The organism is Phreatobacter sp. (assembly GCF_016793595.1).
Taxonomy (GTDB): Bacteria; Pseudomonadota; Alphaproteobacteria; order Rhizobiales; family Phreatobacteraceae; genus Phreatobacter.
The window spans coordinates 221,423-234,940 of the sequence record NZ_JAEULY010000004.1; the positions used below are offsets into that span (position 1 = coordinate 221,423).

10 protein-coding genes are annotated in these 13,518 nt (G+C 67.8%); 5 read left to right on the plus strand and 5 right to left on the minus strand.

Annotated elements, in window-relative coordinates; genetic code table 11:
* Positions 1-284: 284 nt before the first annotated feature.
* From JNK84_RS05140 to JNK84_RS05150, 3 genes are all read left to right on the plus strand, one after another.
* Positions 285-749, plus strand: a complete 465-nt coding sequence (locus JNK84_RS05140; protein ID WP_367272238.1) for a peroxiredoxin — start codon at positions 285-287, stop codon at positions 747-749.
* A 78-nt stretch (positions 750-827) separates the two neighbouring features.
* Positions 828-2,162, plus strand: a complete 1,335-nt coding sequence (locus JNK84_RS05145; protein WP_293421240.1) for a M23 family metallopeptidase — start codon at positions 828-830, stop codon at positions 2,160-2,162.
* An 80-nt stretch (positions 2,163-2,242) separates the two neighbouring features.
* Positions 2,243-4,204 (plus strand): hypothetical protein, encoded by a 1,962-nt coding sequence (locus JNK84_RS05150; protein ID WP_293421242.1) that lies wholly within the window; start codon positions 2,243-2,245, stop codon positions 4,202-4,204.
* Positions 4,205-4,427: 223 nt separating this feature from the next.
* On the opposite strand, the gene JNK84_RS05155 is transcribed toward JNK84_RS05150, so the two are convergent.
* From JNK84_RS05155 to prfB, 4 genes are all read right to left on the minus strand, one after another.
* Entirely contained in the window at positions 4,428-5,162 is a 735-nt protein-coding gene (locus tag JNK84_RS05155; RefSeq protein ID WP_293421244.1) for an outer membrane protein, read from the minus strand.
* Between the two features lie 222 nt (positions 5,163-5,384).
* The gene (locus JNK84_RS05160) at positions 5,385-6,110 is read right to left on the minus strand and encodes an outer membrane protein (RefSeq protein ID WP_293421246.1); all 726 of its coding nucleotides are present in this window, start codon (positions 6,108-6,110) and stop codon (positions 5,385-5,387) included.
* A gap of 256 nt (positions 6,111-6,366) precedes the next feature.
* A complete protein-coding gene (locus JNK84_RS05165; protein ID WP_293421248.1) occupies positions 6,367-7,038 on the minus strand; it encodes an outer membrane protein in 672 nt (223 codons plus the stop codon).
* A gap of 327 nt (positions 7,039-7,365) precedes the next feature.
* Positions 7,366-8,497, minus strand: a protein-coding gene (gene prfB, locus JNK84_RS05170) for a peptide chain release factor 2 (RefSeq protein WP_293421250.1) whose coding sequence is annotated in 2 segments (ribosomal slippage) — positions 7,366-8,427 and positions 8,429-8,497 — 1,131 coding nt in all. Because the reading frame shifts where the segments join, the coding sequence is not laid out codon by codon here.
* A gap of 171 nt (positions 8,498-8,668) precedes the next feature.
* Between prfB and JNK84_RS05175 the strand changes: the two genes are divergently transcribed.
* Positions 8,669-9,547 carry a serine protease gene (locus JNK84_RS05175; RefSeq protein ID WP_293421252.1) on the plus strand — a complete coding sequence of 293 codons (879 nt, stop codon included), beginning with the start codon at positions 8,669-8,671 and terminating at the stop codon, positions 9,545-9,547.
* A gap of 68 nt (positions 9,548-9,615) precedes the next feature.
* Here JNK84_RS05175 and rocF read toward each other — a convergent pair whose 3' ends face one another.
* A complete protein-coding gene (rocF, locus tag JNK84_RS05180; RefSeq protein ID WP_293421254.1) occupies positions 9,616-10,557 on the minus strand; it encodes an arginase in 942 nt (313 codons plus the stop codon).
* Positions 10,558-10,680: 123 nt separating this feature from the next.
* On the opposite strand from rocF, the gene JNK84_RS05185 reads away from it, so the two are divergent.
* Positions 10,681-13,503 (plus strand): bifunctional diguanylate cyclase/phosphodiesterase, encoded by a 2,823-nt coding sequence (locus JNK84_RS05185; RefSeq protein WP_293421256.1) that lies wholly within the window; start codon positions 10,681-10,683, stop codon positions 13,501-13,503.
* The last annotated feature ends 15 nt before the right edge of the window (positions 13,504-13,518 follow it).

Genomic DNA, 13,518 nt, shown 5'->3' on the forward strand with positions numbered 1-13,518 from the left:
GTCGTCCCCCGCCTTGCTGGGCTCTCCGGCCCGGAACCATCACCTCGCGGCGCCCAAACGCCGGCACGCAATCCCCGGCGCCCAAACGCCGATATGTCAGAACCTGCCTGACCCCGCCTTAACCATACGTTAGGCAAGAAAAAGCAGGTGTCGCCTCATCCGAGGCTTATAGGCCATCGGCTGGACGAATCCACGCCGGACACCCACGATCCCCGATAGAAAACCGGAACCGCTCTGCAGCGAGCCGGAACATCGGCCACAAAGCCGACGAAAGGAAGGCGCGAATGTCATTGGAAACGGGCGACAAGGCCCCCGCTTTCGCGCTGCCCGGCCCCGCCGGCGCCACGGTGCGGCTGGCCGACTTCAAGGGCCGCAAGGTCGCCCTGTTCTTCTATCCGAAAGCCAATACGAGCCTGTGCATCGCCGAGGCGCAGGATTTCGAGCGGCTGACCGGAGCCTTCGCGGAAGCCGGAACCGCCGTGGTCGGCGTCTCGCGCGATCCGCTCAAGGCAGTTGAGAAATTCCGCGACAAGCAGGATCTGACCCTGCCGCTCGCGACCGACGAGACAGGCCGCATGCTCGAAGCCTACGGCGTCTGGGTCGAGAAGACGCTGTACGGACGGCGCTTCATGGGCGTCGAGCGGGCGACGTTCCTGATCGATGCGAAGGGTCGCATCGCCCGCGTCTGGCGCAAGGTCCGCGTCAAGGGTCACGCCGAGGAGGTGCTCGCCGCCGCGCGGGCCCTGTGAACCGCCGGGTCGCGGGCACGGTTCGTTAACCTTAATCGGCGGTAATGCGGCGTCCCGTTCGCGTACGGATGTTCGCCGATGTCCCATCAGGCCCACCGATATAATCGCGCCCAGCTCGCCCAGGAGGCCAATCTGCGCGCCCAGGTGCCCGCGGGCGCGCTGACCCTCGCCTGGCGCTCGGCCGGCGCCACACGCATCACGTCCCTGTCCATGGGCCTTGTCGGCACGCTCGGCGCGCTCGGCGCCGTGCTCAGCATCTGGGGCGTCGCCGTCACCAGCTATCTCGCCTTCAAGGACGACATCGTCGGCGGCATGATGAGCCGCCAGGCGGCGGTCCAGCACGGCTACGAGGATCGCATCCGCGACCTGCGCGGCCAGGTCGACATGCTCACCAGCCGTCATCTCGTCCTGCAGAACGAGATGGAGCAGCGCGTCGACCAGGTGGCCCGCCGACAGGCCCTGCTGGAGACCCGCCAGTCGATCGTGGCATCGCTGAACGAGCAGGTCGCGCCCGCGCGATCCGCGCCGCGCGCCGCTCCGGTGCAATCCGTCGCCCCCGTCCCGGCTTCACGCCCCGGCGACACCGTCCGCCTCGCCCCCCCTGCCGAGCGCCACTCCCGGCTCGAATCGCGGCCCGCGCCCGTTGAACTCGCGGCGGCGCATGGTTTCGCGCTCGCCTCGGCGCCCGGGCGGCACGACACGATCGGCCGGGTGGAGCATTCGCTCGCCCGCGTCGAACAGCATCAGCAGGCAGCGCTTCAGGCGCTCGAAACGCGCACGGAGCGCCGGGCGCGGCGTATCCGCTCGGTGCTCACCGAGCTCGGTCTCGGCGAGGCGCGGGTCGCGCGCGCGCCGGCCGCCTCGACCGCCGGCACCGGCGGCCCGCTCATCCCGATCGCCGCGCCCTCGCCCGAGGCTTCGGCCTTCGAGCGTCAGGTCTTTCGCGTGCAGACCGTGATGCGCGAGAAGGAGCGCCTGAACCAGATCGTCGGGCAGATTCCGCTTGGCCGGCCCCATGCCGGCGAGCTCGAGCTTTCGTCCGGTTTCGGCGCGCGGCTGGACCCGTTCCTGCGCTCATGGGCGATGCATTCCGGCATCGACTTCCGCGGCGCGACCGGCGAGCCGGTCTTCGCCTCCGGCGGCGGCCGGGTGTCCCATGCCGGCTCGATGGGCGGCTACGGGCTGATGGTCGAGATCGACCACGGCAACGGCCTGTCGACGCGCTACGCCCACCTCTCCCGCATCGAGACGAAGGAGGGCGAGACGGTACGCGCCGGCCACCGGATCGGCCGTGTCGGCTCGACCGGGCGCTCGACCGGACCGCATCTGCACTATGAAACCCGCATCAACGGCGATGCGATCGACCCGATGCGTTTCGTGCGCGCGGGCCTGAGGCTTGCCGAGGCCGACTGACCGGCCGCCGCGCCTGAACCGATACACGTGCATGCCGTTCGACGGGCCGCCGTCGCCAGCGTCATCGAGGAGGCAAGTTCGTGGCGGATCTGTTCATCGCCTGCCGTCGCGCCGACAAGGAGCGCGCCGACATCATCGCCAAGGCTCTGGCCGCGCTTCACGTCGTCGTTTCGCCGGACATCGAACCCAAGGGCCGTGGCGTCGCCAAGGCGGTCCGCGAGGCCATAGCGAAAGCGCGCGTCGCGCTGGTGCTCTGGCCGGCCGCCGTGCTCGACCCGGCGGAGAACCATGCCGGCCTCCTCGGCCAGGCCCGCGCCGCCCAGGAACAGGGCAAGCTGGTCGCGGCGCGGCTCGAACCCTTCGCCACCGAGCGGCTGGAAGCGCCGTTCGGCCTACTGCCGGCGCCCGAACTCGGCGCCTGGTTTGCCGATGCCGCCACCGCCGAGGGCAAGGCCGCGTGGACGCAGCTTCTCGACCTGATCGGCGCGGCTCTCGGCCGGCCCGGCCTCGCCGCGTTGGCCGCCGCCATGGCTGCCGATGTGGGCAAGGTTGACGAGCCGGCGCAGCGCGACTTCGCGCGCAAATTCCCCGACGACATCGCGTCGGCGGCCATCTGGGGCCGCTTCGAGGCTGCCGAGCGCGAGCGGTTCGCCGCCGAGTTCCGCAAGGCGCATGGTGTCCTGATCGAGCGCGGTCAGGCCGCGCAGGACCGCCTCAAGGCGACGCTGGACGGTTTCACCGGCTACCTCAAGGCGGTGCGCGCGGGGCAGACCGCTGTCGCGCCAGATCCGAGGGAGGCGATCGCCGACGGCGCCACGGCCCTGCGCGAAAGCGTCGCCCGGCTCGCCGCCGACAACGAGCGGCTGCAGACGGCGATGGAGAAATCCAGAACCGCCCAGCTCACCGCCGCGACGGCAACGGGACGCCTGCCGCTGCGCTGGGCCGGCATTTCGGCCGTGGCCTTTCTCGTCGGCTCTGTCGCGGCCGCCGGCATCACCGAGTTCGCCGGCCCCCTGCGCGGCGATTCCCACCCGCGGATCGCCGAATTGTCGCGCCTCGCGCATGAGCGCGCCGAACTGGCGCAGGCATCGACCGCCGAGCTGCCGCGCCTGCGCGAGGCCCTGCGGACGGCGGCGCGCCGCGCCGAGACGGCGGAAGCGAACCTGCGCGTCGCCCGCACCCAGCTTGCGCACAGCCAGACGGAACTGATCCAGCGGCAGAATCAGGCGGCCGAGGCCGGCAACCAGATGCGCCGCGCGCAGGCCGAACTCCAGACCGCGCAGCAGGCGAGCCAGACGGCGGCGCAGACCGCCGAACAGCGCATTCAGGAGGCGATCAACCGCGCCAATGCCGCGGAGATCGAGGCGCGAAGCCTGCGCGAGGCGCAGGTTGCCGCCGCCCAGACGGCTCCGGCGGCTTCCCGCGACGTGACCGGGTCGGTGACGCCGCGCGGGGCCGCCCATGAAGCAGCGCCGGCCGCCGGCCAGCCGCCCACCCCGCCGAGCGAAACCACCGGCTCGATCCCGCAAGCCCCGCCGCCGGACGGCCCCTACCGCCATCGCCGGGACCGCTGGTCTTTCGCGATCGGCCCGGACTTCCGGCTGGAGAGCGACAACGACCTGCCGGGTCCGGTGAACTCGGTGCTGGTCCACGAGCGCAATCCCGACGCCGTCGTGGTCATCAGCGCCAACAATGCCGGGCAGATGGGAACCTGCACGCCGCAGGCCTGGTACTACGAGGCCATCGTGGAAGGGCCGCGCCAGCGGCGCGGCCAGGTCGTGAGCGATGCCGGCCTGCCGCCTCATTCCAGCGGCTTCCGCGGCTTCACCGTGTCGGGTCGCGGCGTGCTGCACGGCGAGCGGTTCCGCACCGATCTCGACTATTACGACATCGTCGCGCAGAGCCGGAACGAGCCGGGCGTGGTCTATCTGATTCAGGCCCGCTACCCACGCGCCATGGCTCGGGAGATGGTCCGCAACGTCAACGAGCTGTGGCGCTCGTTCCAGATTTCCGGTCCGCGCGCCTATCCGACACGGTGCTGACCGGCCGGCGAAGGCGCAATCCGTCGCCAGGGCACTGCGTATATTTTCCTTTTGCGGATTTTATGCCTTGACAGCGTAACGCTGGTCCGGTAGGTTTCAGGCATGTTCGACAGCTGCGCCCGGCGGAGAAATTCCGACCGGGCGTTGTCTTCTCCCGGTCCTCGTGGGCCAACAAAAAAGGCCGCCCGGAGGCGGCCTTTTGCATTCAGGCAGGAGCCCGAGATCAGTAGCGGGCGACAACCGCCGACGGGCCGGTCGAGAACAGGTAGCTGACGCCGACGCGAACCGTGTGGATCTGCGGCTTGATGCGCTCCGAATAACCCGAGACCGGGAAGATCGCGGTGCGCGCGCCATAATCCGTGTAGCGGTATTCCGCGCGGGCGGTCCAGTTCGGGGTGAAGGCGTATTCGATGCCCGCGCCGAGCGTCCAGCCCGTGGAGTTGAAGCCGATGAACTCGTTGGGAACCCGGGAAATCTGGGTCGCCTGCGCATTCAGGAAGGCGACGCCGCCGGTGGCGTAGATCAGGGCGCGGTCGATGGCGATACCAGCGCGGGCGCGAAGGGATGCGTTCCAGCGATGGCGGACGCCGTTGACGTCGCCGCCCGAGCCGCCGTCATTGCCGTTGATGCCGGACGCCTCGATATCGGCCTCCAGACCCAGGACGAACTGGTTGATCTGGTAGTTGAAGCCGGCATGCAGACCGCCGAGCACGCCGCTCTGGCGGGCATCGTTCTGGAACAGCGGGAAGGTGGTCGGGTTCACGATGACAGCGGTCCACGGCTGCGTGGCGCGGCCCCAGCCGTAGCCGATCTGGGCGCCGAGATAGAAGCCGGTCCACGAGAACGCCGGGGCGACGACAACGGCGGCGACCGGGCCGCGCGGGGCGCCGAGGTCGGCCGCCTGAGCGCCGGAAGCGAGGGCGGCGGCGGCGACGCCGGCAAGCAGGAACTTCTTCATGGCACGACTCTCCGGTGCGTATTCGATTTCTGTCACACCGGATTACCCTTCGGCATGTTTCTGAATTGTGGCATCGTGACCTCATCCGGGCAGTTCGAGGCAGACCGTTGCACCTTCGCAACACCCCTCCTCCTCCCCCCGCGCAAAGGCTTGCCACGCCCAATCAGCCAACGAAAAAGGCCGCCCGAAGGCGGCCTTTCGCATTCAGGCGAAGACCTGAAATCAGTAGCGGGCGACGACCGCCGACGGGCCGGTCGAGAAGAGGTAGCTGACGCCAAGGCGCACGGTGTGGGTCGTGGTCTTGGTCTGGTAGCCGAAGCCGCCGCTGACCGGCAGATTGCCCGGGAAGTTTGGCGAGCTCGCGCGGCCGAAATCGGTGTAGCGGTACTCGACGTGAGCGGTCCAATTCGGCGTGAAGGCATATTCGACGCCGCCGCCGATGGTCCAGCCGGCCCGCGTGCGATTGAAGCTGTCGATCAGACCGCCGCCATTGGTCGTGTAGTTGATACCGCCGAAGGCGAGACCGCCGGTGGCGTAGATCAGGGCGCGATCGAAGGCGATACCAGCACGGGCACGCAGCGAGCCCTGCCAGTTGATCCGCGCTCCGTCGATCGAGCCGCCCAGGCCAGCGTCGTTGCCGGAGATACCGGCCGCCTCGATGTCGGCCACGACGCCGAGAACGAAGTTGTTGATCTGGTGGTTGTAGCCGAGGTGAACACCGCCCAGCAGGCCGCGCGAATTGTAGCTGTTGATGAAAGGAAGCGTGTTCTCACGGGTATTGCGGCCCCAGCCGTAGCCGATCTGGGCGCCGACGAAGACGCCGGACCAGTTGAACACCGGCACCATCACGACGGCAGCCACCGGGGCGCGGGCCACACCGAGGTCGGCCGCCTGGGCGCCGGACGCGAGGGCGACGGCGGCGACGCCGGCAAGCAGGAACTTCTTCATGGCATGGCTCTCCGATGGATGTGACGTTGCTGTGGCCAGAGTTACCCTACGGAATATTTCCGAAGTGTAGCGCATCACCACAATTCCATCGAATGACCGAGACATGTTGCGGCTTTGCAACAAGCGGCTTTGCAACAAAATGCCGCCCGCGCCCGATGGCCTCGACTGGCGCTCATCGGAAGGCGCGCCGGATCGTCAGGACAGCAATGCGGGCCATCCCCCCGGGCGGCCCGCACTGTCTTATGCGAACCCCCGGTCAGTAGCGGGCGACGACCGCCGACGGACCGGTCGAAAATCGATAGCTCACGCCGAGACGGACCGTGTGGGTGTCGAGCTTGTGGGTCACGTCGCTATTGGACACGGCCGATGAGAAGCGGGTGCCGGCGAAGTTGGCGTAGCGATATTCCAGCCGGGCGGTCCAGTCCGGGGTCAGGGCAAATTCGACGCCGGCCCCAAGCGTCCAGCCGACGCTTGCCCTCGCATACGAAACGATGATGGGGCCCGCTGGAACCCACCAGTCAAAGGAATTGCGCGAGAAGGCCAGACCGCCGGTCGCATAGATCAGCGCGCGATCGAACGCGACACCGAGACGGCCGCGCAGGGAGCCCTGAATGCTGCCGCTGACGCGATTGACGAGGGTCAGGCCGAAGTTCGCCATCACGTGCGTCGAAGCGGTCCGGCCCGCGTTGTATTCAAGATCGGCCTCGAGGCCGAGAACCATCTGGTTGATCTGGTAATTGTAGCCGGCATGCCCGCCGAAGACGGCGCCGCTGACACTGCCGCTATAGGGGTTGCAAAACGTCCGGGTGAAATCGCAGGCGGTTCCGCTGTTGCGGCCCCAGCCATAGCCGGCCTGAACGCCGACATAGGCGCCGGTCCAGCTGAAGGCGGGCATGACTATCGCCGCAGCGACGGGCGCGCGCGGCACGCCGATATCTGCCGCGTGGACGCCGGTGGCGAGGGTTGCGATCGCAACGCCGGCAAGCAGGGCTCTTTGCATGGACGACTCTCCCGTGCGAATCAGTCAATGCAGCATGTTACCTTAGGGAATAACATAAAGTTTCTGATCTTAATAAGAGTCGCGCGGCATCCTCCGCATGTGTTGCTCGACCGTCACGGAATATTCCCGCCGCACTACTTAAGTACCGTTATCAACGATCACTACACTACTACAATACCGTGACCAACGATCACCAGGAGCCAAAAAGGCCGCTCTTGCGGAGCGGCCTTTTCCGTTGCGACAGTGCTTTCCGTGTCAGTCGACGTCGTCGGTGTCGCCGGCCTTGGTGCCATAGGCCTTCATGGCGAGGGTCGCTTCCATGAAGCCGTCGAGGTCGCCGTCCAGCACATCCGAGGGCACGCCGGAGGTCTTGCCGGTGCGCAGATCCTTCACGAGCTGATAGGGCTGCAGCACATAGGAGCGGATCTGGTGGCCCCAGCCGATATCGGTCTTGGCGGCGAAGTCGGCGGCCGCCGCCTCCTCGCGGATTTTCAGTTCCCGCTCGTAGAGCTTGGCGCGCAGCATCTGCCAGGCGACGGCCCGGTTGGCGTGCTGGGAGCGTGAGCCTTCCGACACCACCATGACGCCGGTCGGGTTGTGGACGAGGCGCACGGCCGATTCGGTCTTGTTGACGTGCTGGCCGCCGGCGCCGCCCGAGCGCATCGTATCGACGCGCACGTCGCTCTCGTTGATCTGGATGTCGATCTTGTCGTCGACAACCGGGTAGACCGTGATCGACGAGAACGAGGTGTGGCGCCGCGCGTTCGAATCGAAGGGCGAGATGCGGACGAGACGGTGGACTCCCGCCTCGGTCTTCAGCCAGCCATAGGCGTTGTGGCCCTTGATCAGCATGGTGGTCGACTTGATGCCGGCCTCTTCGCCCTGGCTCTCCTCGACCACCTCGACCTTGTAGCCGCGCCGCTCGGCCCAGCGCGTGTACATGCGCATGAGCATGAGCGCCCAGTCCTGGCTCTCGGTGCCGCCGGCGCCGGCATGGACCTCGAGATAGGTGTCGTTGGAATCGGCCTCGCCCGACAGCAGCGCCTCCAGCTGAAGGCGCGCGGCCTTGGCGCGCGCATCCTCGAGGGCCTTGGCGGCCTCGTTCAGCGTCGCGTCGTCGCCCTCGGCCTCGGCGAGTTCGGCAAGTTCGAGATTGTCCGAGAGATCCCGGTTGATCTCGGTCAGCGCGGTCATGCGGGCGTCGAGCGAATTGCGCTCCTGCATCACCTTCTGGGCCTTGTCCGGATCGTTCCAGAGGTCGTTGGATTCGGCGAGGGCGTTCAGTTCTGCGAGGCGTTTGACGGAGACATCCCAGTCAAAGATGCCTCCTCAGGAGTCCGACCGACTCCTTGATGGCCTCGGCGGTGGCGACGATGTCGGCACGCATTGGGGCGCTTTCCTACGGGGTTTCAAAAAGAGCGCGCACCCTAGTCACGGGCGCCTCTGTGTCAATGCGCCGCCCGTGCGCCCATTCCGCAATTCCGGCGCGAAGGCGCAATTGACTTCTCCTTTAAGTTGTATTGAATCTTTCCTGCAACCACCTTTGGGGGACCGGGACATGAGACGCCTTCGCGCATTTCTGGCCGCATCCGCATTCGCATCGATCATCGCTCTGGCCTTGCCGGCCGCGCAGGCCCAGACCGCGGCGCGGCCGGGGCCGGCCGAGCTCCAGACCAAGCAGAACGTCAAGGAACGGGCGGACCGCCTCCGGTCGCGGCTGAGGATCATCGGCGGCGTGCCGGCGGCCGAGGGCGAGATTCCCTGGCAGGCCGCCCTGCTCTGGGCATTTCCCGGCGACACGACGCCCGCCACCGAGCGCTTCTTCTGCGGCGGCTCGTTCATCTCCCGGCGGTGGGTGCTCACCGCCGCGCACTGCGTCCACAACATGATCGGGGCGGCGCAATATCATCAGGTCGCCGGCGGCAGCATCGACCTGCTCGGCGGTGGCATGAGATTCTACCGCATCACGGATATCGTCATTCACCCGCGCTACAATTCGGAGACCATCGACTACGACTATGCGCTCATCCGCATCGACGCCGATTTTCCCGGCACCTTCATCGAGGTCGTCCGGTCCTCCGACAGTTCGTCGGTGACGCCCGGCACGATCTCGACCGTGTCCGGCTGGGGCGTTGATGCCAGCGGCAATGTCCAGCAGCGGCTGCGGCGGGTCGACGTGCCGATCGTCGCCCGCGCGACCTGCAATTCGGCGAGCTGGTACAATGGCGCGATCACCGACCGCATGTTCTGCGCCGGCGTCAAGGACAAGGACAGTTGCCAGGGCGACAGCGGCGGCCCCCTGACCATCGCCTTCGCCGGCGTGCGTCGCCTCGTCGGCGAGGTGAGCTGGGGCGAGGGTTGCGCGCTCGAAAACCGGCCCGGCGTCTATTCGCGCAATCTCGTCGTCCTCGACTGGATCAAGGCGAACGCGCGCTGAACGGCTCCGGCGCTGTCCGCCGGGTCGCGCCGGGCAGCGTCACCGATCCCTCGGCAGGCGCGCAGAGGTTACGGCCCCCGCGCGTAGACCTCACGTCCGAACAGGCTCGCGACCAGATCGACCAGCAGCAGGGCGCTCTTTCCCCGCTCGTCGAGGAACGGGTTAAGCTCGACCACATCGAGCGATCCGACCAGCCCGGAATCGTGCAGCAGTTCCATGATCAGGTGCGCCTCGCGCCAGGTCGCGCCGCCGGGAACGGTCGTGCCGACGCCCGGTGCAAGCGCTGGATCGAGAAAGTCGACATCGAGGCTGACGTGCAGGTGCCCGCCGGCCGCCGCGACACGCTCGATCACGCGGCGGATCAGGACCGCGACGCCGAACTCGTCGACGAGGCGCATGTCGAAGACCTCGATGCCTCGCGCGCGCAGCAGATCGCGCTCGGCGCGGTCGATGGAGCGGATGCCGAACAGGGTGAGGTTGCGCGGATCGACGGCGCCGTGCGGCTCGTCTCCCATCACCGCCTCCAGACCCGGCTCGCGGGTCAGCATCGCCGCCGACATGCCGTGCATGTTGCCGGAGGGCGAGGTTGCCGGCGTGTTGAAGTCGGCATGGGCGTCGAGCCAGAGCACGAAGAGCGGCCGGCCCGTCTCCGCGCAATGGCGGGCGACACCTGAAACGGACCCCATGGACAGCGCATGGTCGCCGCCGATGACGAGCGGCAGCCGGCCGCTCGCGAGGACAGCGTGCGTCTCCCGCGCGATCAGCCGCGACCAGCCGGCGATCGCGGGGAAGTTGTGGGCATTGGCAAGCCCGGCGGGCGGCTCCGGCAGCGCGGACGGCAAGGCGAGATCGCCCCAGTCCTCGACCGCGCAGCCGAGGTCGCGCAGGGCCGTGAGGAGGCCCGCGGTACGCAGCATGCGCGGTCCCATGGCCGCGCCGGGCGTACCGGCCCCCTCCTCCACCGGTATCCCGATGACTACAATCGGCGATTGTCTATACTGTTGCATCATCAAGACATGCCTTTTGCAACCGATTGTTTACTGACCAGACCTGCCGCGTAACGGGTTACCGCAACGTCACATGAACCGTTAGGAAGTGACGCGATAGAACCGATTCAATTAGACGAGGTTTGCATGTTTCGCGTCCTGACCTGCCTTGCCGTCGAGCATAACTGGTGGCTCGTGGCGCTCGCCGCCGCCGTCTGCATAACATCAAGCTATTCGGTCATCGACATCGGCCAGCATGCCCGGGCGGCGAAGGGCCTCGCCCGCATCTACTGGATCCTTGCGGCGGCCATGGCCTCCGGGTTCGGCATCTGGGTGACCCATTTCGTGGCGATGCTCGCCTATGATCCCGGAGTGGTCCTCGGCTATGAGGCGGGACTGACCCTTCTGTCGCTGGTCGTGGCCGTCCTGGTGACCGCCGCAGGCCTCGCCGTCGCTGTCCTCGTCCGCCAGCGATGGGCCGTCGCCGCCGGCGGCGGCATCGTCGGGCTGGGCGTCGCGTCGATGCACTATCTCGGCATGGCGGCCGTCCAGATCCCCGGCCGGATCGAGTGGGCCGCCGACCTGGTCATCGCCTCGGTTGTCCTCGGCGCGGCGCTCGCCGCCGCAGCGCTGATGGCTGCGCGACGCCGGCAGGACCTGACCGGCGCGCTCCAGGGCACGGCGCTCCTGACCCTCGCCATCTGCTCGCTTCACTTCACCGGCATGGGAGCGATCACCATTCTCCCCGACCCGGCCACCCCGGTCGCCGATTCGATCATCGCGCCGCAGCGGCTGGCCGCCAGCATCTCCATCGTCGCCGTGGCGCTGCTCGGTCTCAGCCTGTTCACCACGCTGATGAGCCGTCGCGCCCGCGCCTCGCGGGCCGCCAGCGGGCGCCTGTTCCGCATTCTCGTCGAAGGCGTTACCGACTACGCGATCTATCTGCTCAATCCCGACGGCACGGTCGCCAACTGGAACGAGGGCGCCCGCCGCACGAAGGGCTATACCGCCGACGAGATCGTCGGCAAGCACTTCGCCTGTTTCCACACCGAAAGCGACCGCGCCGCGGGAAAGCCGCAGAAGGCGCTGGAAACCGCGCTTGCGGAAGGACGTTTCGAGGACGAGGGCTGGCGGCTGCGCAAGGACGGCTCCCGCTTCTGGGCCCACGTGGTGATCGATCCCATCCGCGACGATGCCGGCACACTCATCGGTTTCGCCAAGATCACTCGCGACATCACGGCCCAGCGGGCCGATCGTCTCCGCATCGAGGAGACCAGCCGCAGGCTTGACCTCGCCCTGTCGAACATGTCGCAGGGGCTCTGCCTGTTCGACCGGAAGCAGGAGCTCGCGCTGTTCAACGGACGCCTCGCCGGCATATTCGGCCTGCCGGAAGGCCATTTCACGAACGGCATGAGCTTCGAGCAGTTCCTGACCGTGATCGCCGGCTCCAGGGACCGCGCCAGCGCCATGCGGGACCGCCACGGCGCGCTTGTCGGACAGACCGAACCGAGCATGGTCACGGAGGAATTCGGCGAGGGGCGCGTTGTCGCGTTCTCGCACCGTCCGATCGGCGACGGCTCCTGGGTGACCACCTGCGAGGACGTGACCGAGCGCCGCCGCTCCGAGGCCAGGATCGCCCACATGGCCCGGCATGACGCGCTGACGGGCCTGCCCAACCGCGTCGCCTTCAACGACCATCTCGGCGCGGCGATGGCCGATGCGAAACCCGGCGAGAAGGTTGCCGTGATCGGCATCGACCTCAACCGCTTCAAGGAGATCAACGACCTCCGTGGACATGCGGTCGGCGACACCGTGCTGAAGACCCTGTCGCAGCGCATGTCGGCGACGCTGCGGGCCGGCGAGTTCGTCGCGCGGTTCGGCGGCGATGAATTCTCCGCCGTCAAGGTCTTCGCCGACCGCGACGACCTAATGGATTTCGCCCAGAGGCTGGAAGCCTGCCTGTTCGACCGCATGGTGGTCGACGATTTCGAGATCGCGCCGGGCGCCTCGATGGGCGTCGCGCTGTTCCCCGACGACGCGCTGGAGCACGATCAGCTGGTCAGCAATGCCGACCTCGCCATGTATCGCGCCAAGGCCAGCATCAGCCACACCGTGTGCTTCTACGAGGCGCGCATGGACGAGGCGGTGCGGACCCGCCGCGCGCTCGCCAAGGAATTGTGGGAGGGCATCGAGGAGGGTCAGTTCAGCCTCTACTATCAGGTGCAGAAATCGGTCTCGACCGGCGAGACGACCGGTTACGAGGTGCTGCTGCGCTGGCACCATCCGAAGCGCGGCCTGATCTCTCCGGCCGATTTCATCCCCATCGCCGAGGAATGCGGCGCGATCCTGCCGCTGGGCGAATGGGCGCTGCGGACGGCCTGCGAGGAAGCGGTGCGCTGGCCCCGTCCCTACAAGATCGCGGTCAACCTCTCGCCGGTGCAGATCAGCCACGGCGACTTCATCACCATCCTCACCGGCGCGCTGGAGCATAGCGGGCTCGATGCGACGCGGCTGGAGCTGGAAATCACCGAATCCACCATCATCGCCGACAAGGAACGGGCGCTGCAGATGCTGCGCCGGATCAAGGCGCTGGGCGTCACCGTCGCGATCGACGATTTCGGCACCGGCTATTCGTCGCTGGAGACGCTGCGCGCCTTCCCCTTCGACAAGATCAAGCTCGATCGGACCTTCATGACCGAGGTCGAGACGAGCCAGCAGGCCAAGGCGATCATCCGCGCCATCCTGGCGCTTGGGCGAAGCCTGGACGTGCCGGTGCTGGCGGAAGGCGTCGAGACCTCCGACCAGCTGGCCCTGCTGGCGCGGGAGGGCTGCGACGAGGCGCAGGGATACCTGCTCGGCAGGCCCCGGCCGCGCTCCGCCATCAAGGAACTGAAGGAGGCGGCGGATGCTCCGCCGCTGGTTCCGGCCATCGATGCAGCGCTCGCGCTTCGTCAGGCCGCCGCCGGCTGAGCGCGGCCGGGGCTG

What these genes read in the sequence shown, in the direction of transcription:
- JNK84_RS05160 (WP_293421246.1), bottom strand. Translation starts at nt 6,110, where the DNA reads ATGAAGAAGTTCCTGCTTGCCGGCGTCGCCGCCGTCGCCCTCGCGTCC.
- JNK84_RS05155 (WP_293421244.1), bottom strand. Translation starts at nt 5,162, where the DNA reads ATGAAGAAGTTCCTGCTTGCCGGCGTCGCCGCCGCCGCCCTCGCTTCC.
- JNK84_RS05175 (WP_293421252.1), top strand. Translation starts at nt 8,669, where the DNA reads ATGAGACGCCTTCGCGCATTTCTGGCCGCATCCGCATTCGCATCGATC.
- rocF (WP_293421254.1), bottom strand. Translation starts at nt 10,557, where the DNA reads ATGATGCAACAGTATAGACAATCGCCGATTGTAGTCATCGGGATACCG.
- JNK84_RS05140 (WP_367272238.1), top strand. Translation starts at nt 285, where the DNA reads ATGTCATTGGAAACGGGCGACAAGGCCCCCGCTTTCGCGCTGCCCGGC.
- JNK84_RS05145 (WP_293421240.1), top strand. Translation starts at nt 828, where the DNA reads ATGTCCCATCAGGCCCACCGATATAATCGCGCCCAGCTCGCCCAGGAG.
- JNK84_RS05185 (WP_293421256.1), top strand. Translation starts at nt 10,681, where the DNA reads ATGTTTCGCGTCCTGACCTGCCTTGCCGTCGAGCATAACTGGTGGCTC.